Source organism: Paenibacillus sambharensis (genome assembly GCF_003233845.1).
Classification (GTDB): domain Bacteria; phylum Bacillota; class Bacilli; order Paenibacillales; family Paenibacillaceae; genus Paenibacillus_I; species Paenibacillus_I sambharensis.
The window spans coordinates 32,644-56,786 of record NZ_QKRB01000058.1 but is presented as its reverse complement, the minus strand read 5'-3'; the positions used below and the strand labels follow the sequence as shown (position 1 = coordinate 56,786).

Below are 24,143 nucleotides of genomic sequence, written 5' to 3'. Positions count from 1 at the left end.
AAGGAAAGCAAGGCTCGTGTATCAGATGGCTAACCTTCAAAATCAGGTATAGGGTTCTGTTCAGATCGCCTGCAGGCCCGCTTGATTCAGCAGGTTCCACGGCTTGTTGTAGTGCGGCTGAAAGAAGAAGTCGACGAAGCCGAGCTGATCGACGGTCATGCCGTTCTGGATGCAGACCGACAAGGTGTTGACCGACTGCGTGAGGTCGGCCTCCGACAGCACTTGTGCGCCGACGATCCGGCCGCCGTCTTCCTCATAGACCAGCTTCAGCATCACCTCATCAAAATGCGGCATGAACTCCGGCTTGTCATTCTCAAGAACAGTTACGGTCTTGACCTTCATGCCGGCCTGCTCGGCAGCCTGTTCGGTCATGCCTGTCGAGGCAATGTTCAGATCATAAATCTTGATGCCCGACGTCCCTTGAGTGCCCATATATTTCAGTGTCGGATTCATCAGGTTGCGTGCAACGAGTGTACCCATCCGGACAGCGTTCGTGGCGAGCGGAATGTAGGCATGCGACTGGGTTGGGTTGTAGTAGACAGCGCAGCTGTCGCCTGCAGCGAAGACATCCGGCTTGCTCGTGCGCATGTACTCGTCAACGATTATGGCACCGCTTGGCAGCATATCGACCTGCCCCTTGAGCAGCTCTGTATTCGGCCGGAAGCCGATGCAGAGAACGACCAGATCACTCTCGATTTCGCCCTTGGTGGTGATGACACGTTCAACGGAACCGTTCCCTCCCTGGAAGGACTCCACGCTCTGGCCGAGTGCCAGCTTGATGCCGCGCGCTTCCAGCTCGCCTTCTACACGGTCCGTAAATTCACGGTCCAGATATTTGAACAGGACGCGGTCCGTATTATCGACGAGTGTCACCTGCTTGCCCAGCTGCTCGAAGGCCTCGACCAGCTCGATGCCGATATAGCCTGCGCCAACAACAGTAATGCTGCGGGCTGTCTTGGCGCGCTCGATTATCGTCTGTGCGTGTGCATAGTTTTTGCAGAGGAGGACATTATGAAGATCAATGCCTTCCATCTTCGGGATAACCGGCCATGAGCCGGTTGTTACAACAAGCTTGTCATAGCTGTCAGTGAAGGCTTCGCCTGTCTCCAGGTTCTGCGCTTCAAGCGTCTTGGTCTCTGTATCGATGCTGAGCACGTTGTGGCGCATCTTCGTCATGACACCCAGCTCGGCAAGCTGCTTGGGACTCGAATAAAACAGCTTATCCGCATCCTTGACGACCCCGCCGACATGGAGCGCGATGCCGCATGAGAGGAAGGAGACGTTATCGTTACGCTCATAAACGGTAATGCGGGCGTCGGGATAGAGCTTCGCCATCTGGGTTACGGCAGCCGTACCGGCATGCGTACAGCCGATTACGGCTATTTTCAACGGTTCGGTATCGGAGTTATTGGTAAATGTAGTGTTGGTCATGTTAGTGTTCATAGTAAAATCCTCCTCGAATGTGGTGAAAAGTTTCACAAAGTTGGGTGTTGAGAGTGACCGGCTATTTAAACCGGTGCAGAGTTATCAGCGGACTGCGATATAGCGGTAATTGTTATTAACAGGAGCCAAGAGGGCAGTTAAGTTGAGTGGATCTAAGCAGGCAACTTAGTGAATGATTTCACAAATCTGGTTAGATAAAAATGGTTTGCTTGTTACAGCCAGCTTAGTTCCACGTCGATACGGGAGATCTTCTGTATTCTCTGCGTGCTCTCTTAAATCAAGCCATTCAACTATGTGATTGTATTCACAAGGTCTTTGTACTTAGTATCATACATCCGCGGGAAGAAATATGCAAGAGGTTTTTGTGATTTTTTTCACAGGCGAGGTTACTCGAATGAATTTGTTGTGCTGGTGGGGGAATTAGCGGGGGAATCAGCCATGAAGGCAAGGATGCTGAATCTCTACGAAGGAGATTAATCAGGGTGGTGGAGCGTGTCCGGTTAGTGTTAATGCTAGTGCAGGGTCGTCAGCATGTTCGGTTGGTGTTAATGCTAACACAGAGTGGTGGGCAGCATGTACGGTTAACGTTAGTGGTAACGCAGAGTGGTGGACAGCATGTACGGGTAACGCGATGCTAGAGCAGGGTCTTCAGCAGCATTTTCAGGTAACGTTCTTGCTAGTAGAGCTGCATTAAACTCACCGTAACAGCCACACACAACAAGTCAGTCTTCCCACTCACCGCAAGCATCAGACACTACAAGTCTGCCTTTACGCCCACCCGGAAGAATCACACACTGCAAACCTGTCTTTCCGCTCACCCGGAAGAACTGGACACTGCAAGCTTGTCTTTCCACTCACCGCAAGAACCAGACACTACCCGCCTGTCTTTCCACTCATCGCAAGCATCAGACACTACAAGCCTGCCTTTACGTCCACCGCAAGAATCACACGCTGCCCGCCTGTCTTCCCCGAATGTTAGCGATGGCTGCACCAAACCTGCATAAGTGCAGGTATTTTAGGCTAAATCGCTCATTATTGGAGAAATTCCTGCAAATATGCAGGTATTAGAGCCGAGAGATGTTTTAGCGGACAGCTGACATGAAAAAAGATGCATTATCGCAGGTATTTTTTGGTGCTCGCATGAGCCATGGCAAAAGGATGCATTATCGCAGGTATTTTGCAAAGCACGCCTTGCCAGTGGGGTAAGATGGGGCCTAGGCCCTTTTAAAGCGAAGTCCTGCCCGCCATAAATAATGCAGGCATAGACTTGCTCGTTGTTTTGGGGAATATCCTAGGCGTTTTGCAAAGGCACGCCTTACCAACCGGGAAGATTACGGGTTCTTTGCAGGCATGACTCCCTGAACATCGCATTAGCAATGGAGACGGTGCGTAATAAACACAGTATAAGCACATTCGACTGAGGGGAAAGAGAGGATTAATGGCAGCGGCTTACTGGAAGAACAGGTGGCTGAACGACAGGTGGCGGCGGCTTACTGGAAGAACAGGCGGCTGAACGACAGGTGGCAGCGGCTTACTGGAAGAACAGGCGGCTGAACGACAGGTGGCAGCGGCTTACTGGAAGAACAGGTGGCTGAACGACTGGTGGCGGCGGCCGCTGCGGTATTCTCCTGGCGGGTAGCCGACCCACTTGTGAAATACCTTGATGAAGTAGCTGCCGCTCGTGTAACCGACTGCCTGTGCTACGTCTTCGACGCGGAGCTCGGTTTCGCGCAGCAGCGTGATAGCACGTTCCAGCCGGACCCGGGTGAGATAGTGGTTCGGCGTGCAGCCGACCGTCCGGGTGAAGCTGCGGATAAAATGGTACTTCGACAGGCCTGCCTGCTCAGCAACCTCATCTATGGACTTGATCTGATCATAATGCAGCCGTATCCATTCGGCGGCCTGTGTTATTTTCCCCGAGGCGGATTCACCTGCAGTATGGTCTTCCGAGCTGGCATGAAGCAGCTCCATTACCAGCTGGTAGACATGCGCTGAGGCACGGTAGGCATCGGATATCCGGTGCTGCCGAGCTTCTCTATACAGATGCTCCAGCAGAGCGGGGACAGAACCGGCCGGATCAAAGGCTGCTACATCCCCGCATCGCCGCTTAATGTCCTCCCAATGGGTAAGCAGCCCGTACGGACGAAACAGCGCAAAGTAGAACACCCACGGCTCACTGCCGCCGCGCGGATAGTAGTACCGGTGCTGCCCGGGAATCTCCACGAGAAAAGCATGTCCCGCTGGCACTGAAGACCTGCGTCCTTCCACTTCGATTTCACCGGCACCCGAAACGGTATACTGCAGCAGCAGCAGCGGGCCGTCCTCCCGCTCGAGCCCGTCCCAGCTGTAGCTGTCCGCCGGGGCGATGGACTGGTGTCCAACTGCAAACAGTTCATACAGCGATGCGCCTGCACCGCCTGAGAAGCGAAAGCCGTAAACGCCATACGGCGAAGCGGGTGATATGATTTTGGACACTGTAGACTGCCCCCGTTCCATACAAGATTAGTGCCCTTATCGTACCATATTTTACAGAGGGTGGTCACCTTCCGTGCCGCGTCCAGCCATCTATATGGGAAGGGCTTTTGCAGAACCTGATATTCGGGTAAATAGGTTATAACACTGATTTTACCGGACAGGAGGTAGAGTGTAATGAAGGAAATCATCGGATTATACACTACACTAACCGTAATGATGTTCGTTATCCTGGTGAATGTGACCTTGTTCAATGCCGAATATTCCGGTATTGCGATGTATGTCTGCCTTGGGTTATTCCTGGTGGGAACGTTATTCTTCCTTAGCGCCAAGCAGAAGGGAAAGCTGCGCAGCCGATAGTGCCAAACGATATTCATGCATCCGGTGACAGACCGCCTGCCCTGAGGGGAAGGCGGTTTTTTTGTGGTGTTAAGGGGGCAATCCGGTATATGCCAGCCAATTTAGCTTATGCTGGACCCCGCCTGCTTATAGGGCTGCGGCCTGCGAGAGCCTACCTGATCCGCCAGAGTCTGGACCGCAGCAGCAGGAGAAAGCAGCACGCATTCCAGACCCCGGCCGTTACGAAAATAATCGCCGTTCCATGCTGCGCAATGATGAAGCCGGAGATGTACATGACAACGGGCATGCCGACTCGGAACAGCGTGCCTGTGATCCCGGCAATACGGCCCATCAGATGGGGCGGCGTCTGCTCCTGGCGGAAGGCGTAGAGCATGACGGCCTGTGCGGTGCTGCCAAGCCCGAACATGAACAGTGAGAGCACGAGCGGAATTACGCCGAAGGCTGTTCCAACCGCAGGCAGTGCGTAGGAGATGCCGCAGAGGAGGTTGCCAAGCGCATATATTTTACCAAGCCCGTATTTCGTTCTCAGCCTGCTCACCAGCATACTGCCCACGATGCCGCCCAGCCCGGAAGCTGACAGCGTCAAAGCCAGCGCCGAAGAGGAGAGGCCGTAATCATCCTTCGCGGAGAACACAATGGAGATGTTGACGACCGTGGCCGAGCAGTTCAGCAGCATGACGAACATTGTCATCATGAAGAGCAGCCGGTTGCCGGCGAAGGCCTGCCAGCCTTCCCGGATGTCCTGGAGGAAGCTGTTCTTCTTCAGGATGGCTTGAGATCCGGCGCTGCCAGCGTCAGTCCGGTCAGAAGAGTCCAGCCTGAGCCTCGTAAGCAGCAGCGTGCAGACCATGAATAGAATGGCCGTCATCAGGATGCCGTCGGATAAGTCCGATATGAGGAAAATCACGCCCGACAGGGCCGGTCCCATGATAGTCACGAATGTCTCGACGAAGCTGATTCGCGCATTGGCCTGTGTCAGTCTGTCCGGTGACACGGTGCGTTTGGTGAGGCTCACCTGGACGTTGAAAAATCCGTAATTGAAAGTCATCAGCAGAAAGCCGATAATATAGTACATCGTTAGCTGGGATACGGCATTCTTGAATAGAAATACGAGCGCAGTGAGCAGTATCGCTTGAGCGCCGACCATCCAGAGCGCCCAGCGCTTCTGGTTGACGCGGTCCACGAGCACGCCGATGATGATCGCGAACAGGAAATTTGGAAGCAGCTCGACCGTCCGCATCGTCGTCATGGCGACCGCGGAGCGGGTCAGCTCATAGATCATGAGCGGCAGCACAAGCTCATAGATTTTCTGCCCCACGCTGAGCAGCACAATACTGCTGAGCAGGATCGTGAAGGAGCGCGGCATGGAGCGGGAGCTCGTTTGAAGAGGGACGGCACCCTCTATTTTCTCGGTAATGACTGTTGACACCTCGGCCTCAACCTTCCTGCAAGTTACTCATCTTATCTGTAAAGCTATCTTACCGGCAGGAGGGCGAGGTAAAAATGGTAGATCAGCTCGCTATTATTTCGACTTTTAACACAGAGGCAGGAGAAGACGGATGCGCTTGGCAGAGGATTATATCAGATTGCGGGAAGCTTTCCCGGATGTGGAGGACGGGCAGAAGCGGCGCGTCACGATGGAGGAGATCGCGCAGGCGTTCTGCTGCACAGCACGGAATGCGAAGCTGATTTTGGCCAAGATGGAGAAGCAGCAGTGGCTGCATATTGTCTCGGGCCGCGGACGCGGGCATGCGTCGGAGCTGACCTTTTACAAGAACAGGGATCAGCTGGCCGTTGAGGCGGCCCAGGCTGTGGTGAAGCAGGGGAGCGTGCAGGAGGCGCTTGTCTGGCTGCGAGAGCATGCCGGGGCGGGGGCAAGGGCGCATTTTATGGAATGGCTGTCCCGGTATTTCGGTTACGAGGCTGCCAAATCTTCAGATGACGGCTTGAAGGAGACGCTTCGGCTTCCGGTATTCCGGCCCATCGTCACGCTGGATCCGGCTAATGCCTTCTACGGGCTGGATGTGCACCTGATCAAACAGATTCATCGGACGCTGGTTGACTATGACGGTGACGCTGGACGGGTGAAGAAGGGGCTTGCCCATCACTGGGACAAGAATGAAGAGGCCACCTGCTGGACGTTCTACCTGCGCAAGGGCGTGCTCTTCCACAATGGGGCGGAGCTGACTTCTCAGGATGTAGTCTATACCTTGATGAGGCTGCTGCGGGGAGGGTCTTACAGCCACAGCTGGCTGTGCCGGGATGTGCAGGAGGTAAAGGCAGAATCCCGCTACTCCGTAACCGTTGTGCTGCGTAAGGCCAATTACATGTTCGACGTCTTCATGAGCCATACCGGAGCGGCAATTATCCCGGCAGGGAGCGGAGAACCGGGAGGCTCAAACCTGACCGGCGGCTTGGGTGGCGAGCTGCCGCCGGGGGCAGGCCCATACCGCGTGGTGAAGCGGACGGACGGCATGATCGTGCTGGAGGCATTCACCTCGTATTATGCGGAACGCGGTCTGATGGACCGGATTGAGATCATCCGGGTGCCATTGTCGGAGAGTGAGCTGGCTCTGCAGGTCGATCCGGGCATCGTGCTGGTACAGACGGGTGAAGGGGCGAACGAGCAGCTTCGGCAAGCGTCCGGTCTCAAGCAGCGGTTTCTGACGGGATGTGCGGTGCTTATCATGAATATGCGGCGGGAGGACGGCGCACTCGGCAGCCTTGCATTGCGGCAGGCTCTGGTGCATGGTACAGACCGGCAGGCGCTTACGGAAGAGCTCGGCTATCCGCACGCTGGACCAGCGGCAGGCTTCATGCTGGAGCTTCAGGCAGGTGATGGAGATAAGTGGTATGATCCCAGCCTTTCGGCAGCCAAGCTGCTGGAGTCTGGCTATGCCGGCAACGGCGTAGCAGCGGGGCGGGTGTTGAAGCTGTACGCCTATGAACGGCATGCCCGGACGGCGTACTGGCTGCAGCGGGCCTATGGGAAGATCGGCATCCGGCTGGAGGTGGAAATTCGCTCCTGGGGAGATATGATGGACCCTGCGATCAGAAGTGAGGCTGACTTGATCCTGTTTGAGGCGGTGCTGCGGGGCGGACTGCTGCGGCAGTTCGAATATCTGCTGTCTGCGAACAGCTTCCTGCGCAGCGCAATGAGCGATGAACTGCAGGCGCTCGTGGACGTGCAGGCGGCGGAGCTGGTGGCAGAGGCGGACCCTGCGGAACGTAATCGAAAGTTCAAGAGGGTTGAATCCCGGCTGGGCGAAGCCTGCGCAGCGGTCTATCTGACCTGCCAGGGCGTCAGCGCCTTGTCCCACCCGACCCTGCAGGATGTGAAATTCAATCCGCTGGGCTGGGTTGATTTTAAGGATATATGGGTGAAGGGGACTGCGGGGGAACAGCAATCCAGTTAGGGTAATGTTGTCCGAAAATGAATGCGTTCCGGGATGGAACAACTGCTTCGCTCCCGGAGCGCTATTACGTGTGCCCAAGAATGAACAGGCCTAGGATTACAGTCAGCGCAATCAGGGAAAAGAGAGAAGCACCCTTAACGTAGCGGACCGCCAGGTCGGACGGCTCAGGTTCTTCTTTATACTTCCAGCGGTTACCGAATAGAATACTGTCTTCCGGGTTGAAGTAGGTCCATATTAAGACGGCATAGAGCGGTATGATGCCTATGAGCGTGATCACGATAATTTCAATAATCATCCTGATGCCCCCTTTCTTATGTAAGGTTATTATACCAAATTGTGGGATCTGTGCCGAGCTTCGGATCAAGAGTTCGAGGCAGTTTGTTTTACCGAGTGGTACGAGGCCTTTTTCTTTCGCCTTTATAATGGATGCTTGTTTTGGTACAATATGGCCTGAAAGCGAAGGAAGGGGGGGCAATACAGCAAGTTCAAATCGCAAGCTCAGAAATGTAAGCGTTTATCATTTCAATCCAAGGAGGAAATCATGTTCAAAAAAGTTATTTCGTTATTCGCCATTGCAGCTCTTATGATGTCGTCAACACCGGTTGCGGAGAAGGCCAGTGCAGCTTCAGCCACGCATCAAGGATTGTATAAGATCATTAACCGGAACAGCGGCCAGGCGCTGGAGGTGCACAATTTTGCCCATGAGAATGGTGCGAATGTGTCGCAGTGGAATGACCTCGGCGGCGATAACCAGCTGTGGCGGTTCGTCAGTGTAGGCAATGGTTATTATCAGATTATTAACGCGAACAGCGGGAGAGCGCTGGAAGTGCACGGCTGGTCGACGGCCGATGGCGGCAACATCATACCCTTCTGATAGATATTTCTATGTAAAAGAAGATGGATTAGTAACTATAAGCAAGACTCGTTTGTTCCCGTTCATCGATTATTTGAAAGAAGCAGAAACTTTAAAGTTAAATACCTCTTCTATTAAGGATTTCTTCAATGGAGATGTTGCAATGGCATTCGTAGGTCTTTATGAATTGGATGCCATGTATGCAAATAACGAGAATCAATTCAAGTTTGAATACGGTATTACAAGCGCTCCTCATTTTGGAGACAACTATTCTTATGTCATTCCTGGGGATATGATTACAATCTCAAAGAAAAGCAACAACAAAGAAAGCGCATGGTTATTTATAGATTATATGATAAAAGAATACAACAACCATTATGACGCGGGAACATTCGGATGGTTTAGTACTTATAATTTTGAGCAACAGAGTATTCGAAATCAACAATATGATTTTAGTTTTGAAGCTTTCTATCCTGATCTAAAAGTAAAAGAACAGGATATACCGGTGTTTACCTTTGAAGAGTTATCGAGATATAATTATTTGACTGAGCCGTATCTAAATGAATATTTAAGAGGTGAATTAGAAGCAGATCAATTAATTGATAAGGTTAAAACTGTATTAAATGATTGAGTGTAAATACATATCAAAAAACAGGAGAAACTGAATATATATGGAGTTGTTATCCCATGCTGCAGTCGGTGCGATTGCCTCGACTGCTTTTTATGCTAAGAAGTCAGCTACACGGAAAGAATATATACAAATTATGTTGAGTGGTAGTATTATTGGTGTTTCTCCCGACCTGACTAAATATTTTGGTGATTTATATGGACATTCTTTGATAATGTTACCTTTGGCTGGAGTTATATTTGGCTTGCCTTTAAAAGCTTGGAAATGGGGATTTTCATTTTCATATTTGTGGATTACAAGTGCAGTGATTCTCTTGTTATCGCATCTTTTATTAGATTATGCACATAACGGCATTGCATTATTGTATCCATTTTCGCAAGAGGAATACAAGTTAGACCTCATTCACAGGGGAGATCCATTTATTTGGTTCACTTGTATTCTAGTACTGTGTTTTGTTTTACTATTTAGACTTTCAAAACTTTCACGCTTGACAATTATTTTTATAAGCACGTTTGTATTATTTAAGTTACTATGTCTTCAGTATACCATGACACGTATTCAGGATGATTCAAACATAAAACAAGTTCTGATTTCCCCATCCTATTTGAATTGGAATTATTCCAAGGAAACTAGTTATTTTACAACCATTGGCACCTACAATTGGTTCGGGTTAGGACAAGATACGATAATTCAACGCTGGTTTGTTAATCCAAATAAAGAGTTGCAGCTTGTCCTTTTCGAGACCAATTATGATGGATACGATTATGTCTTGACTAAGGAGAACGGATGTGAATCAAACTGTTCAATGTTAGTTTATCGAAAGGCGAAATCTAGATGGGTGAAAATACAGAATGATGCAATCGAGGAAGTGATTGAAGCTTTATATTTACAAGCAAAGGAATAAGGGTATCTCTGCGTTTTGTCTTATGCTGTTTCTCTAGCCGGTCAAAGAGAACGATACCGGACTGGCATAGGAAGTCCATAAGGCAAATAATATGGACTCAATCACTGTTGACTGGGACCAAGCTGTTAGTCTGACAGGTCCATAGCTGAACGTGGTGACAATCTACATAATTTTTGCGCTGCTTATTTACAAGAATGCCTTGAGACCGATGTGAAGCACCGAATCCTAATTGTTATTTGTAGTAGGCTCAACCACTTGAACACTTCCTGCACTATAGATACTTTAGAGCTAATGGATGACAGTAAGTTGTGCAATTGATAAAAAAGAAGAGCTGGTGGCGGAGGTGCTACCCGGCCTTCGTATGGAAGTTGTAGCGAGAAAACATGGCGTAGTTGCTTATGTTTCATCTAAACATAGCTAATCGGCCCAAGCTCTTGTGTGCCAAGGCCGTATAGCAGCGAATTTACGAATTGTAAAAAGTGCTACACTCTATGACAATAGCAAGACCGCTTTTATGAAAAACTGCCCCGCCTGTCCACCAGCATCGCGTTATATGTCACGTACTCTTATATGTCAGCTTCACCAGCATAGACGCATGCGGCTGGAGCTGCTTTGACAGCTTACCATCCACTGTGCCCAGATCCTCGCGCTGCCACAGGTCGCGTGCCTTAACGCCAGTGCCGCTCAGGCCAAGCTGCTCCAGCGTGACGCTGACCTCGGCAGGCTCGTCGCCGGCGTTGAATAGCGCCACATAGGTGCTGCCGTCTTCGCTGCCGGATACCCAGGCGACGCGGTCGCCTTCACGGTACAGCTGGCGCGCTTCACGGCCGGTGCGGTGCAGATGCAGCACTTCCTCGTTGGTGAGCAGGGACAGCGTCCAGTCGTCGTTATCCCTCATTTCGCCGCCGAACATGAGCGGGGAGCGGAAGATCGACCAGAGCGACATCATCGTCACCTGCTCATCCTTCGTGAACCGGGTCCAGCGGTCCGCGCCGCCGCCATCGACCGAGCGGATGCCGAGATGGCCGAGCGGGAGCATGTCGCAGTCCGGCCAGGAGCCTTCTTTCACATATGGCGCCCACTTCTCGCAGCGTTCGAACATGCCGTAGAGCAGATGCCACAGATCCCAGAAGTCATCCGTCATCCGCCACATGTTTGCTCCCTCTGTAAATTGTTGCTCATACTCCAGCGGCGCAGGGCCTGGGGACAGGCTGAGCACCATGTCGCGTCCGCACTTGTCTATGGACCTGCGGATCATAGCGATTTCATCGAGATGGGCATCGTACAGACGGGAAGCTGCGATGTCATCGACCTTTACGAAATCAACGCCCCACTCGGCATACAGCTGGAACAGCGAATCGTAGTATTCCTGCGCGCCTTCCTTCGAGGCATCCACACCATACATGTCTGTATTCCACGGGCAGATGGAGTTCGGGTGCGCGATGTCGCGCGCCGTAGCCGACGTGCCAAGGATCGGAGTGGCTGCATGGGCAGCCTGGCGCGGAATGCCGCGCATAATATGAATGCCGAATTTCAGGCCAAGGCTGTGTACATAATCGGCCAGCGGCTTGAAGCCTTTGCCGTCCGCTGCAGACGGGAAACGGTTAACGGCAGGCATCAGGCGGGAGAACTCATCCATCTCGAGCGGCACGAACGGCCGGTATTGGGAAGAGACGGCTCCAGGCTCATACCACTGGATATCCACGACGACATATTCCCAGCCGTAATCCTTCAGGTGCTTGGCCATATACTCCGCGTTGCCGCGGATTTCTTCCTCGCGCACAGCCGCTCCGTAGCAGTCCCAGCTGTTCCAGCCCATTGGCGGAGTTGGTGCAAATGTATGGTGACGCATCAACATCATCCTTTCTTCCTGAACCTTAGTATATCCTTATCATAGAAGAAGGGGACGGGTGTTTACTACCGTAAAGATTTGCGGGTTGTTGTAAAATATTGCGGTCGAATCTGTGCATAGGCACTTCTATGGTATTGCCAGGGCACTTGCCTCCTTGCTTTTTCCAGAAGAATCGGTTACGATGGTGGCGAATAAACAAGGAAAGGGTGACCTTTAGTCCGATGTGCTACTAAATCCTGTTGTCATGCAAAAAGGTTAGCAGAGGCTGTAACGAATACGGCCATGTACTGCAATTTTTTTCGGACGGGATACGTGCGCGCATTTTTGACGGACTAAGAGCCACAGCAGCAGTCTGCCTGGACACCATTGTGCCCACTGGCATTCTCTGTTTTGTCAGCTTTTCTTTGGTCATATCGTGATCGCGGCGCACCTCCTGTCCTGAGCGGATAAGGAGGTTTTTGGGTTATATGCATACGTTAATGGAAATTCATCAGCTGGAGGCGTCAGTACGCGACCGGCATTTATTCCGGATTGACTATCTTCGTGTGGGGGCAGGAGACCGGATCGGGGTGGTCGGGCCTAATGGAACAGGTAAAACAACGCTGCTTCACATTCTTGCCGGGCTGCTGGAGCAGGATGGCGGGACGGTTACCACGCACGCGGGGACAGCGCTGATTCCGCAGTTCAAGGATGGTTCAGCGGACCCGGCAGCCGAACAGGCTGGACATCAGCTAAGCGGGGGAGAGGAAACAGCAGCGGCAATCGACCGGGCGTTCGCCAGCCATGCGGAGCTGCTGCTGGCCGATGAGCCGACAATGCACCTGGATACGGCGCATATTGTGCAGCTGGAGGAGCGGTTCAACCGCTATCCTGGTGCAATTGTGACGGTATCGCATGACCGCGCTTTTCTCGATCGGGTGTGCACGCGCATCTGGTCGCTGGAGGAAGGGACGGTCAAGGTGTATAAGGGCGGATATTCAGATTATGCGGCACAGCGGGAACAGGAGCGAAGGCGGCAGGAGCAGCAGTTTGAGGCTTATACCGAGAAGAGGAAACAGCTTGAGCAGGCCGTTCAGCTGAAGGCCGGGCAGGCCCGGAGCATGCTGAAGCCGCCCAAGCGGATGAGCACGAAGGAATCGGAGCTGCTCAAGGACCGGAAGGGAACCACCCAGAAGGGGGTTCATCAGGCGATCAAGGCACTGCAGACGCGGATCAGCAAGCTGGAAAAGGTAGAGAAGCCGCGTGAGCTGCCGCGCATCAAGCTGGATATCCCGAATGCGGCACTGCTGCATAATCGTGCGGTTGTGACGGCGGAACGGCTGTCGGCTCATGCTGGCGGCAGGCTGCTCTGGCAGGATGCGTCGTTCCGGCTGCTGGCCGGGCGCAAGGCCGCGCTGATCGGACCGAACGGCTGCGGCAAGACGACACTGCTCCGCACCCTGCTTGAGGGTGCAGATGGTGTCCGGATTCCCCCGGCCGTAAAGCCGGGTTATTTTAGCCAGAGCCTGGATATCCTGGACCCTTCCCGTTCGGTCATCGACAATGTGAGCGCATCGGCCGTGCATCCGCCTGAGCTTATCCGTCTTGTGCTGGCGAGGCTGCTGTTCCGCGGGGACGATGTCTTCAAGCCGATAGGCGTGCTGAGCGGGGGTGAGCGGGTAAGGGCGGCATTCGCCAAGGTTTTCCTCAGTGATATGAACATGCTCATCGCCGATGAACCGACTAATTTCCTTGATATTGCGTCGCTTGAGGCGCTGGAATCTCTATTGAAGGAATATGAAGGAACCGTGCTGTTCGTCTCGCATGACCGGCGGTTTGTAGAGTCTGTCGCGGACCAGATCGTGGAGATCGAGGACAGGAAGGTGACCAGCTTCGATGGAACGCTGCAGGAGTACCGGGAGCATCAGGCGCAGGCGGCGGCACAAGGGCATGATGAAGGAACGGCATTGATGGAAGAGGAGCTGCTGCGAGTGGAGACGCGGCTAACTGAAGTGCTGGGCAGGCTCAGCGTGCCCGTCCCCGCTTCCAAGGGGAGAACGGGCGGTGCAGTGGAACAGGAGCTGGAGGAGGAATTCAAACGGCTCAGCAAGCAGCGCAGTGAATTGAAGCAGCTTCTCGGGAGATCATAAGTAACGCAGTTAATGGTTAACAGGGGAAAATGAAACAAGACGGCTGCAGCCTTGATTAGAGGCGGGCCGTCTTTTATTAGAAAGCGATATTTTAGGCATAATGTCTTTTAGGAATAATGTTTACGGGGGGAAAATGTTCAATGAGAGGTCTTGCATTTTTCACTCGTTGAATTTATACTAAATCTAAATTCAAATTGAAAACTGAGGGTGAACCCTATGAAAATCAATCTAACGACCCAGCGCAAAGCGGTCTACGATATTATTCTGCAGGCCCATGACCATCCGACTGCTGCAGATGTAATTGAACGTCTCCGTGCAGCAGGCCATAACTTCGCGTATGGAACGGTCTACAACTCGCTCCGTTATCTGACCGATAATGACCTGATCCGTGAGCTCAAGCTTGGTGAAGCGGCAAGCCGCTATGACGCCCGCACGGAGGATCATCATCATATTGTCTGCATTAAATGCGGCCGGGTGGATGAAGTGATGACTGACGTGCCGCAGCAGTGGATGGAGGCTGTCGCAGAAGAGACGGGTTATGTTGTTCATGAAGCAACCATTAACTTAGAAGGAGTGTGTCCGGCATGCAAAACCTCGAAACCTTAACTTCCTCTGCAGCAGGTCAATTGGAGGCGCCCTATTACAGGCAGGCACAGGGCTTCGGCTACCGCCAGCCTGCCGGTATACCGGTATGCTCGCAGACCAAGCGGATTGCCGTGGTTTCGCCGGTGCCTGACCGGATGTATGACCTCATTCGTGAAATCTCGGCGAATTGCTTCGATGTGATGGTGTTCCGCAAGCTGGAATCACTGACTGAGAGCGGGCCTGCCATTGACATGTATCTGTTTGATTTTGTGACAGAGGATGTGTACGGTGACTACGGCAATATTAAGGCCTTCGTATCTCATCCGGATATCGCCGCCCGTTCGATCTACCTGGCGGACAGGGGTGCGCTCAATGGCTCGGCTGATGGCGGTGAACGTACAGGCGAACAGGTTATTGCCTGGCCTTGTCCAGTATCGGAAGCCATGTACGCCATATTCCGCATGCTGACGAAGCAGGAGACCTTGAAGTCCACTGTGTCGGCTGGAAGCGATCCTTCTATTATTATGTACAAGGACCTGAAGGTGGATGCGAAGCGTATGTCCGTATACCGCGGGGATGACCGCATTGAGCTGACGAAGACCGAATACGAAGTCCTGCTGTACCTGCTTGAAGCGGACGGCGCAGTTCTGACGCGTGATGAAATTATGCAGCGCATCTGCGGCAGCAGCTTTGTCGGCGGCAGCAATGTCATAGATGTGCATGTCAGAAGCCTGCGCAAGAAGCTTGGGGACAAAGCGGTGTCTTCCAAATATATTGTTACCATGCGCGGCGCCGGCTACCGGATGGCTGACATCCGGTAAGCCTAGCTGCTACATAGTCATCTTCATATTCCTGCTGATCTTCATCTGTTCTTCATATAAGCTTCATTCACTCATCATGCACGGGTTGATGTCTCCGTGTATAATTCACTTATACAAGAACTTAGATCAAGTCTAATTCAAAATCAAAGAAGAGGTGCTTCAACTATGATAAACCGACTGACAACGAACCAAGGCGCTCCTGTAGGAGACAACCAGAATTCACGTACCGCAGGACAAAATGGCCCGACGCTGCTCGAAGATTACCATCTGCTTGAGAAGCTGGCGCATTTCGACCGTGAGCGGATTCCAGAGCGTGTGGTACATGCCCGCGGAGCAGGCGCCCATGGCGTATTCCGTACAGCCAGAAGCATGAAGGCGCACACGAAGGCTCATTTTCTGCAGGAGGCTGGCATCCAGACCCCGGTATTCGTCCGGTTCTCTACCGTTATTCATGGGGTGGGCTCACCGGAGACAGCGCGCGACCCGCGCGGTTTTGCCGTTAAGTTTTACACACAGGAAGGAAACTATGATATCGTGGGCAACCATCTGCCGGTCTTCTTCATTCGCGATGCGATGAAATTCCCGGACATGGTTCATTCGCTTAAGCCATCACCAGATACCAATCTGCAGACGCCTGCCCGCTACTGGGATTTCATGACCTTATCGCCAGAATCAACTCATATGCTGACATGGCTGTTCTCGGATAACGGAACGCCTGCAAACTATCGCCAGATGGACGGGTTCAGCGTTCACGCCTTCAAGTGGATCAATGCCGAAGGCAAAGTAACCTATGTGAAATACCATTGGAAATCCAAGCAGGGCGTCGTGAACTTCTCGGCGAAGGAATCCGGTGAGATGCAGGGACGGGACTTCAACCATGCAACACGCGACCTCTATGAGCATATTGAGAACGGTGAGTTCCCGGAATGGGAGCTGCATGTGCAGATGCTGCCGCCTGAGCACCTGGACCAGTTGAGCTTTGATCCGCTTGACCCGACCAAGGTATGGCCGGAGGATGAGTATCCGCTGCATCTAGTTGGTACGATGACGCTCGACCGCAACCCGGCTAACTTCTTCGCCGAAGTGGAGCAGTCCGCATTCTCCCCAAGCGTGCTTGTACCAGGCATTGAGCCTTCGGAAGACAAGCTGCTGCAGGGCCGCCTGTTCTCCTATCCGGACACGCAGCGCTACCGCCTGGGCGCAAACTATCTGCAAATTCCGGTTAACTGCCCGTACGCTCCTGTACGTAACCATCAGCGCGACGGTGCGATGAATGTGAATCAGGATAATTCTCCGGTGAACTATGAGCCGAACAGCTATGAAGAGAGCCCGAAGGAAGATCCTGCGTACCGCGACAGCGAAGCGCCGATTACTGGACCGGCAGGGCGCAAGAAGATCGAGAAGACAGATGATTTTACACAAGCAGGCGAGAAATACCGTTCATATACAGATGAAGAGCGCGACCATCTGATCGCCAATCTGGTCAACGATTTGAAGCAGACCAACCAGGATATTCAATTGCGTGCGATCTGCAACTTCTTCCGTGCGGATGTAGAGTACGGCATGCGCGTGGCGCAAGGTCTTGGCGTAGATATCAGCGGCTTCATGCCAAACAGAGGTTAAGATGAGGCTTGCGTATAAGCGCGGAGGCGGAAGACAGCTTGCGAGCTTCGCCCGAATTCAAGGAGGGAAGCATATGAATAAGCAAATTGCCGAAGCGGCCAATAAACTGAAGGCTGGCGGCATCCGGTTGACGACACAGCGGCAGCTTATATTGGAACACTTATACAATCACCTGACTCATCCGTCTGCGGAAGAACTATATCAATCTATCTTTCAAGTAAATCCGCATTATGTCAGCATGACGACGATTTACAATACACTGCGCACGCTTAAGAAGCATGGCATGGTCAAGGAATTCTATCTTCAGCGTGACGGGGTATCGAGGTATGACATCAATATGAAGCCGCATCATCATCTGATTTGTGAAGCGTGCGGCTGCATATCGGATTATGAGCTTCCACTATCCCCGTTCCTGATGGCAGGGACTGATCAGTCCTTCCGCGCGGAGCGTTACTATATTGAGTTCAGCGGACTCTGTCTGGCCTGCGAACAGCAAAAGCCGCAAAGTGGTTCTGTTTCCCGGAAAAAGACAGCTGTCGGCTGAACAACTGATCAGCTCGAACGATGGCCGACTGGCCGGCAGAAGCTGTCGTTTAGAGGATGATCCGTTACTGAATATCTCCGGTGCCTCAGCTGCAGGCGGCAGAACAAGCCGCTCGTGCAGCGGGCGGCCGGAGATTTTTGGGCTGGACCGGTAACGGGAATATTGGGCGGTTGATTCGAATCATGGCGGCGGGCGCCTTCATTTCCCGGGAAATCGACAGCAAGGGAGCTAGTAAGCAATCAGAGTGCTGTGTGGAAATAGATTTGTCGAATCCGATACGAATGGGAACCGGCGTAACTAAATCTGGCCGGCAGCCATTCGACAAGCGGTTGAGCTAAAGGATGTCGTGCATCGCGGGCTGGCGGGGATGCCACAGAGCGGCACTAGAGTGGTAAGGAAAGTGTTCGTTTGGGTCCTTCCTGGTAAGGGTAATAAAAAGTGTCTGAATTTTGATCAAAATTTGAACATTTTTTGAACACAACCACATAAAATGTGGTATACTAAGTTCAACGAAAACCCTTACAACTGCGATAGGAAGTGATCCTGATGACAACAAGGACAATCAATGCGAACGGGCGCGAGCGGAACGGACAGGAAGTCAGACGCCTTTTTTCCTTTATGAATGTGATGGCATGGTCGGCACTCTTGATTGGTGTCGTTATGAGCCTCTGGAATGTGTCCCATTTCAGTGACCAGAATCTGAGCCTGATGCTCGGCATCGGCTTCATGGTCGGCAGTGTGTTCATCTACACGATCGGCACGGCCATCCATCTTGTTCATAAGCGCAGGGATGAAGCAAACAGTGACATTATCTGATTGAAGAATGCGGAAGGCCTGAAGCTGCTCGATAGCTGAGGGTAGTGAATGACAATGATAAGAGAGCTGTTTCGTCAATAGACGATGCAGCTCTCTTTGTTGTTGATGTCTCTTATTATAGAAGGAAGAGATTATTCGGACACGTGCGGCTTCCATAGATAGCAGTTCTCCGGTGGAACGATGCGCGGATCGAACCGGGCCAGCTGGTAAAGGAAATAGCAGGTTTCCGGAAGATGATGCTCGAGAAACCGCAAGGTGAGTCTGCCCAGCACCTCATCCCGGCGGAAACGTTCAATTGTCTGCTCCACGAATGAATAGAACGCGAGGGAAGTTACAGATACATCAACGGCAAACTTGCGCTGTGCAGGGAAGCCGGGCGGCGTAAACCGCAGGAAGCCTCCGATCGCATGGTTTTTGGCCATATGGGCCTGGAACGCATCAATGAATGTGCCAGTTTGCTGCAGCAGCGGCAGCTCTGTGGGATCTATGTGATCGGAGAGCAGGATCGCGTGTCCGAGCTGATCCTCCAGCCACATATCAATTAAGGCGTGAAGTGACATCGGCGGATACGGCTTGCCGCTCACGTAATAGCCAAGAATTCGAAGATACTCCTCATTCTCAAGCAGGGTACCGTTAAAATAGACGGGCATAAGCTGGATATCCACCGTGTTCTCAATCCGGCGCCGCTGCAGCTCCCCCTCAAACTGATAGTAGCTATGGGCTAGGCTTTGCGCATTGCGGGCGAACGCTATCATTCGTTCATCGCTCACAGGGAGGGCAGGGTCCAACGTCTGCAGCTGCGTGCGCAGTTGAGCAAAGGGCGCTCGGTAACCGCTGGCGGCTTCCATCCAGCGGGTTTCCCTCGCTGACAGATGGTCAATCACGAACACCGCATGATCCTCCAGAATTCCGATCCAGAATAAATGCTCATTCCACGGGGGCAAAGGCGCTTTGGCGGGCACAGCTATCACGCTCCGTTCAGGGCTTATTGCTGTATGTATATTTCGGAGTGACAGGGGTTATGATTAATCTCCCGCTAAACATCAACTGTGGTTTAAATCACCCGCCAAATCCTCCATTTGCTAAACAATCGTCAAATCGGTGAACGTTATATTACGGATTTTCGTCTTTTCGTTGACGCATTTGTTAACTAGGGAGACTCCATCTATGTAATCTGTTATTTTAGTCACAGAAGGTGATTTTACTCTCTGGTAATGTCTAACGGGGAGTGCATTTCGCCACACCCCATTATAAGGACGGCCATAAGGAGATGATTCATAGTATGAAGAAAAGTAGTTGGCTTCGGAGGCTGGGCACGTTTGCTTCGCTGGCCCTGATGGCCGCTCTGATGGCGGGCTGCACGGACAAGATGATTGTCCTCGACCCCAAAGGGCCGATTGGCGAACAGCAGCGAGACCTCATTTATATATCCACGCTGTTGTGTCTCGTTATTATCGTACCGGTGCTGATTATTACAGGAGTCATTATTTGGCGGTACCGCGCAAGACCGGATAATAAGGCTAAGTACGAGCCGGAGTGGGAGCACAGCACGAAGCTGGAAACCATCTGGTGGGGGATTCCGATTATTATCATTATTATTCTGGCTATCGTAACGGTTCGTTATACCTTTGCACTGGAGCCTTCGAAGGCTCTTGATTCCGATAAGGAGCCGATTACGATTCAGGTAACATCGCTTGACTGGAAATGGCTGTTCACTTATCCCGAGCAGGGAATCGCAACCGTTAACTATGTTCAGTTCCCTGAGGATACGCCGATCCGCTTCCAGCTGACATCGGATGCACCGATGAACTCGTTCTGGATTCCTCAGCTTGGCGGTCAGCTGTATACCATGTCCGGCATGGCAATGACGCTTCACCTGCAGGCCGATGAGCCGGGCGAATATTTCGGTTCAGGCGCGAACTTCAGCGGCAAGGACTTTGCCCAGATGCGCTTCACGGCTAATGCGACCTCGGATGAGGAATTTGAAGAGTGGGTAGAGGAGATTAAGCGCAAGGCTCCAATCCTGACACTGGATGGCTACAAAGAGCTGGCAGAGCCGGGCGTGTCCCAGGTTCAGACATTTTCCGCGTTCCCTGAAGGGCTGTTCGAGCAGATTGTAACCAAGTATGCCGCTTCGCATAATCATGGTCTTACGACACGCGAGGTTGAACCGCGTGAACAGACGAAGCACGGCGAAGACCATAACGATATTGATGTAAAAGCAGACGACACGAAATCCGAGGATCTCGAAGTGCCGGCTGAAGGTTCGCATGATCACCATTCGGAGACGGATGAGCATGCGGGCCACCGTTAAGGAGGGGGTGGAGCATCTATGTGGGAGAATATTAAAGAATTCGCTTCCGAGTTTTTTGTAACGGGCGACCCGCTGATCTACGGGGCTGACGTCGGTATTGCGCTGACGATGATTGCCATCGTATTCATACTGACGTATTTCAAGAAATGGACTTGGCTATGGCGCGAATGGCTGACAACAGTCGATCACAAGCGTATCGGTATTATGTATATTATTGCTTCGATCCTGATGCTGTTCCGCGGTGGCGTCGATGCGCTGCTGATGCGGACGCAGCTGGCGATGCCGGAGATGGAGTTCCTGACTCCCGAGCACTATAATCAGATCTTTACGACGCACGGCGTCATTATGATTCTCTTCATGGCAATGCCGCTGATGTTCGGCTTGTTCAACATCGTGGTGCCGCTGCAGCTCGGAGCGCGTGACGTCGCGTTCCCGTTCCTGAACTCGCTGAGCTTCTGGCTGTTCTTCTGGGGGGCGATGCTGTTCAACCTGTCGTTCGTTATCGGCGGTTCGCCGGATGCGGGCTGGCTGGCCTATCCGCCGCTCTCGCAGATGTCACATAGTCCCGGGGTCGGGCAGGACTTCTATATATGGGGTATCCAGATATCCGGTATAGGCAGCTTGATGACAGGGATCAACTTCATCGTTACGATTCTGAAGATGAGAGCACCTGGCATGTCTCTTATGAAAATGCCGATGTTCTCCTGGTCCGTACTATCGAGCTGTATCACGATTATCTTTGCATTTCCGATTCTGACTGTTACACTGGCTCTGCTGTTCCTTGACCGCTACCTGGGCGCGCATTTCTTCACGCTTGACGGCGGCGGCAACCCGATGATGTATATCAACCTCATCTGGATGTGGGGTCACCCGGAAGTCTATATTGTTATTTTGCCAGCCTTCGGTATCTTCTCCGAGATCGTGGCAACCTTCTCACGCAAGAAGCTGTTCGGCTATAAGTCGATGGTGTTTGCGATGATGATTATTTCGGTTCTCTCCTTCTTCACCTGGCTCCATCACTTCTTCACGATGGGCTCGGGAGCGAGCGTTAACAGCTTCTTCGCGATAACGACGATGCTGATTGCGATACCGACCGGGGTCAAGGTGTTTAACTGGCTGTTCACGATGTTCCGTGGACGGATCACATTCGAGACCCCTATGCTCTGGACGATCGGCTTCATCCCTTGCTTTATTGTAGGCGGGATGACCGGGGTGCTGCTGTCCGTGGCGCCTGCGGACTTCCAGTTCCATAACAGCTACTTCCTGATTGCACACTTCCATCAGGTGCTTATTGGCGGCGTGGCGTTCGGCTACTTCGCAGGTCTGGCCTACTGGTGGCCAAAGGTATTCGGCTTCAGGCTGAACGAGAAGCTGGGCAAGTGGGCGTTCTGGCTGTGGAACATCGGCTTCTATGTCTGCTTCATGCCGCAGTACATCCTCGGTCTGATGGGTATGACCCGCCGGGTCAGCTCGTATACATGGGACAGCGGCTGGTGGGAGCTTAACCTTGTCTCGACGATTGGCGGCTTCCTGATGGGGATCGGATTCCTGTTCCAGGTATGGCAGATTGCTCACAGTATCCGATTCATGGACCGCGACACAACAGGCGATCCTTGGAACGGCCGTACGCTGGAGTGGTCGATTCCTTCACCGGCTCCACTGTACAATTTCGCCACGCTTCCGCAGGTTAGCAGCCAGGACGAGTGGTGGGAAGAGAAGCAGCGGATTGCCGCAGGCAAAGCGCCGAAGCAGCAGCCGCCGCTCGAACCGATTCATATGCCGAAGAATTCGGGCATTCCATTCATCAAGTCGTTCTTCTGGTTCATTGCGGGCTTCGGCTTCGTGTTCGACTGGCTGTGGATGGCGATCCCGGGCCTTGCAGGCGTAGCGATCTGCATGCTGGCGCATTCCTTCAACTATGACACGGATTATTATATCCCGGTGGACGACATCAAACGTACGGAAGCCGCGGCTAGGGGGTCGGTATAATGGCACAAGCAAGTGCAGGCGCGCATCAGGGTCACGAGCATGGCCATGACGGCCATCATGATATTGAATCCATGCGCACCTTTGGCTTTTGGATCTTCCTGATTACCGACTGTATACTGTTCGGTACATTGTTTGCAGTCTATATCGTTCTGCATGGCAACACGAACGGCGGCCCGACGGCTGATGAACTGTTCGCGATGCCCGGCATTATCGCTTCAACCTTCATCCTGCTGACGAGCAGCTATACGAGCGGCCTTGCAGTGCTGTCCATGAACAAGGGCAACGTCAAGGGCCTCATTGGCTGGCTGATCGTAACCGCACTGCTCGGTGCTTCCTTCATCGCACTGGAGATTACCGAATTCGTGCACATGGTGCATGAAGGCGCAACGATCGGAACGAGCGCGTTCCTGTCGTCCTTCTACACGCTGGTCGGCACGCATGGCCTTCACGTGTCGCTGGGTCTAGTCTGGATGGTTGCCATTATTCTGCAGCTGTCCCGCAGAGGCATCACAAGCGTTACCAAGCGCAAGGTCAATGTCATCAGCCTGTACTGGCATTTCCTTGACGTCGTATGGATCTTTGTCTTCACGATCGTTTACCTGATGGGGGTGATGTAAGATGGCGCAGCATTCTGCGAAAGGCCACGGCGCAGCTGAAGGTCACGGTCATGAGGTGCATGGCGGCGGGCATACTCACGGCTCGTTCAAGTCTTACACGATCGGCTTCCTCCTGTCGATTGTGCTGACGATCATTCCGCTCGTCGTGGTTCTGAACGGCATGCTTGAGCGGACCGGGACCATCGTCGTCCTGCTGGTTACCGCGGTTCTTCAGTTCATCGTTCAGCTGCTGTTCTTCATGCATCTGAACGAGGAAGAGAAACCTAGATACAACCTGATGACGCTTATTCTGGGTCTGGTCATCGTGCTGACCATCGTCCTCGCTTCCATGTGGATTATGGCCTATAACGGTGTAGCACATTAATGAAATTTGGGCGTTAGTAAAGAGGGCTGAATCTGCTTGCGCAGAGACAGCTCTCTTCTTTTTTGCATATGCTGGGTTATATAAGAATTAATCAGGTCAAAGTTCAATGGTGCCAATGTTTAACAAGAATAGTGACGCTCGGCACAGTGCGATTCTGACTTAAATGCTACACTAGGTATAAAAGAACGGAGGAACAGAGGAGCAACAGGGTCTCGCAGTTCCTTCAGGATATGATGCCCGGCCGGCTGATAACCATTTTATTTTTAGCATAAGCAGGAGTTGTCCAAAAATGAGCGAATTTTTAAAATATTGAAATCGGTTACATAATTGGTCGCCACGTTTAATATGTAATATACAAAGGCATACTTGATACTAACTTTTACCCTAGAGCTGGCTAGCCGGAATAAGGAGGC

The 24,143-nt window shown here is 52.4% G+C and carries 21 protein-coding genes; 15 read left to right on the top strand and 6 right to left on the bottom strand.

Annotated elements, in window-relative coordinates:
* Positions 1-60: 60 nt before the first annotated feature.
* Together DNH61_RS24380 and DNH61_RS24375 are read right to left on the bottom strand one after the other, a co-directional pair.
* Entirely contained in the window at positions 61-1,389 is a 1,329-nt protein-coding gene (locus DNH61_RS24380; protein ID WP_111149618.1) for an FAD-dependent oxidoreductase, read from the bottom strand.
* Positions 1,390-3,015: 1,626 nt separating this feature from the next.
* Positions 3,016-3,918 carry an AraC family transcriptional regulator gene (locus DNH61_RS24375; RefSeq protein ID WP_245948316.1) on the bottom strand — a complete coding sequence of 301 codons (903 nt, stop codon included), beginning with the start codon at positions 3,916-3,918 and terminating at the stop codon, positions 3,016-3,018.
* A 174-nt stretch (positions 3,919-4,092) separates the two neighbouring features.
* On the opposite strand from DNH61_RS24375, the gene DNH61_RS24370 reads away from it, so the two are divergent.
* Positions 4,093-4,275, top strand: coding sequence for a hypothetical protein (locus DNH61_RS24370; protein WP_111149518.1), 183 nt, complete (start codon positions 4,093-4,095; stop codon positions 4,273-4,275).
* 151 nt (positions 4,276-4,426) lie between these two features.
* On the opposite strand, the gene DNH61_RS24365 is transcribed toward DNH61_RS24370, so the two are convergent.
* Positions 4,427-5,704 (bottom strand): MFS transporter, encoded by a 1,278-nt coding sequence (locus tag DNH61_RS24365; protein WP_146241139.1) that lies wholly within the window; start codon positions 5,702-5,704, stop codon positions 4,427-4,429.
* A 130-nt stretch (positions 5,705-5,834) separates the two neighbouring features.
* Between DNH61_RS24365 and DNH61_RS24360 the strand changes: the two genes are divergently transcribed.
* On the top strand, positions 5,835-7,691 hold the full coding sequence (locus tag DNH61_RS24360) for an ABC transporter substrate-binding protein (protein ID WP_111149514.1): 1,857 nt from the start codon (positions 5,835-5,837) through the stop codon (positions 7,689-7,691).
* 64 nt (positions 7,692-7,755) lie between these two features.
* Here DNH61_RS24360 and DNH61_RS24355 read toward each other — a convergent pair whose 3' ends face one another.
* On the bottom strand, positions 7,756-7,986 hold the full coding sequence (locus DNH61_RS24355) for a DUF6199 family natural product biosynthesis protein (RefSeq protein ID WP_111149513.1): 231 nt from the start codon (positions 7,984-7,986) through the stop codon (positions 7,756-7,758).
* Positions 7,987-8,232: 246 nt separating this feature from the next.
* Between DNH61_RS24355 and DNH61_RS24350 the strand changes: the two genes are divergently transcribed.
* From DNH61_RS24350 to DNH61_RS24340, 3 genes are read left to right on the top strand one after another with little or no spacing between them, the layout of a single operon-like run.
* On the top strand, positions 8,233-8,565 hold the full coding sequence (locus DNH61_RS24350) for an RICIN domain-containing protein (protein WP_111149511.1): 333 nt from the start codon (positions 8,233-8,235) through the stop codon (positions 8,563-8,565).
* Positions 8,540-9,175, top strand: coding sequence for an extracellular solute-binding protein (locus tag DNH61_RS24345; RefSeq protein ID WP_181438855.1), 636 nt, complete (start codon positions 8,540-8,542; stop codon positions 9,173-9,175). The genes DNH61_RS24350 and DNH61_RS24345 overlap by 26 nt, the downstream gene beginning before the upstream one ends.
* 40 nt (positions 9,176-9,215) lie before the next feature.
* Positions 9,216-10,076, top strand: coding sequence for a metal-dependent hydrolase (locus DNH61_RS24340; protein WP_111149507.1), 861 nt, complete (start codon positions 9,216-9,218; stop codon positions 10,074-10,076).
* A 556-nt stretch (positions 10,077-10,632) separates the two neighbouring features.
* Here the strand turns inward: DNH61_RS24340 and DNH61_RS24335 are convergent.
* A complete protein-coding gene (locus DNH61_RS24335; protein ID WP_111149616.1) occupies positions 10,633-11,928 on the bottom strand; it encodes a glycoside hydrolase family 27 protein in 1,296 nt (431 codons plus the stop codon).
* A 467-nt stretch (positions 11,929-12,395) separates the two neighbouring features.
* On the opposite strand from DNH61_RS24335, the gene abc-f reads away from it, so the two are divergent.
* The 6 genes from abc-f (at position 12,396) to DNH61_RS24300 (ending at position 18,446) form a co-directional block, all read left to right on the top strand.
* Positions 12,396-14,057, top strand: coding sequence for a ribosomal protection-like ABC-F family protein (abc-f, locus tag DNH61_RS24330; protein WP_111149505.1), 1,662 nt, complete (start codon positions 12,396-12,398; stop codon positions 14,055-14,057).
* 216 nt (positions 14,058-14,273) lie between these two features.
* Positions 14,274-14,663 carry a Fur family transcriptional regulator gene (locus DNH61_RS24325; RefSeq protein ID WP_111149503.1) on the top strand — a complete coding sequence of 130 codons (390 nt, stop codon included), beginning with the start codon at positions 14,274-14,276 and terminating at the stop codon, positions 14,661-14,663.
* Complete coding sequence (locus DNH61_RS24320) at positions 14,642-15,463, top strand: winged helix-turn-helix domain-containing protein (RefSeq protein ID WP_111149501.1); 822 nt, start codon at positions 14,642-14,644, stop codon at positions 15,461-15,463. Before DNH61_RS24325 ends, DNH61_RS24320 begins: the two co-directional genes overlap by 22 nt.
* A 165-nt stretch (positions 15,464-15,628) precedes the next feature.
* Complete coding sequence (locus tag DNH61_RS24315; RefSeq protein ID WP_146241137.1) at positions 15,629-17,086, top strand: catalase; 1,458 nt, start codon at positions 15,629-15,631, stop codon at positions 17,084-17,086.
* 73 nt (positions 17,087-17,159) lie between these two features.
* Positions 17,160-17,630, top strand: coding sequence for a Fur family transcriptional regulator (locus DNH61_RS24310; protein WP_181438854.1), 471 nt, complete (start codon positions 17,160-17,162; stop codon positions 17,628-17,630).
* 546 nt (positions 17,631-18,176) lie between these two features.
* On the top strand, positions 18,177-18,446 hold the full coding sequence (locus DNH61_RS24300) for a hypothetical protein (protein ID WP_111149496.1): 270 nt from the start codon (positions 18,177-18,179) through the stop codon (positions 18,444-18,446).
* Between the two features lie 131 nt (positions 18,447-18,577).
* Here DNH61_RS24300 and DNH61_RS24295 read toward each other — a convergent pair whose 3' ends face one another.
* On the bottom strand, positions 18,578-19,408 hold the full coding sequence (locus DNH61_RS24295) for a DUF2935 domain-containing protein (protein WP_146241135.1): 831 nt from the start codon (positions 19,406-19,408) through the stop codon (positions 18,578-18,580).
* A 374-nt stretch (positions 19,409-19,782) separates the two neighbouring features.
* Between DNH61_RS24295 and cyoA the strand changes: the two genes are divergently transcribed.
* The 4 genes from cyoA to cyoD are packed head-to-tail and all read left to right on the top strand — an operon-like array spanning position 19,783 to position 23,730.
* Complete coding sequence (gene cyoA / locus DNH61_RS24290; protein WP_425452317.1) at positions 19,783-20,760, top strand: ubiquinol oxidase subunit II; 978 nt, start codon at positions 19,783-19,785, stop codon at positions 20,758-20,760.
* Between the two features lie 18 nt (positions 20,761-20,778).
* Complete coding sequence (locus DNH61_RS24285) at positions 20,779-22,749, top strand: cbb3-type cytochrome c oxidase subunit I (RefSeq protein ID WP_111149490.1); 1,971 nt, start codon at positions 20,779-20,781, stop codon at positions 22,747-22,749.
* On the top strand, positions 22,749-23,366 hold the full coding sequence (cyoC, locus tag DNH61_RS24280) for a cytochrome o ubiquinol oxidase subunit III (protein WP_111149489.1): 618 nt from the start codon (positions 22,749-22,751) through the stop codon (positions 23,364-23,366). The genes DNH61_RS24285 and cyoC overlap by 1 nt, the downstream gene beginning before the upstream one ends.
* A gap of 1 nt (position 23,367) precedes the next feature.
* Entirely contained in the window at positions 23,368-23,730 is a 363-nt protein-coding gene (cyoD, locus tag DNH61_RS24275; protein ID WP_111149487.1) for a cytochrome o ubiquinol oxidase subunit IV, read from the top strand.
* The last annotated feature ends 413 nt before the right edge of the window (positions 23,731-24,143 follow it).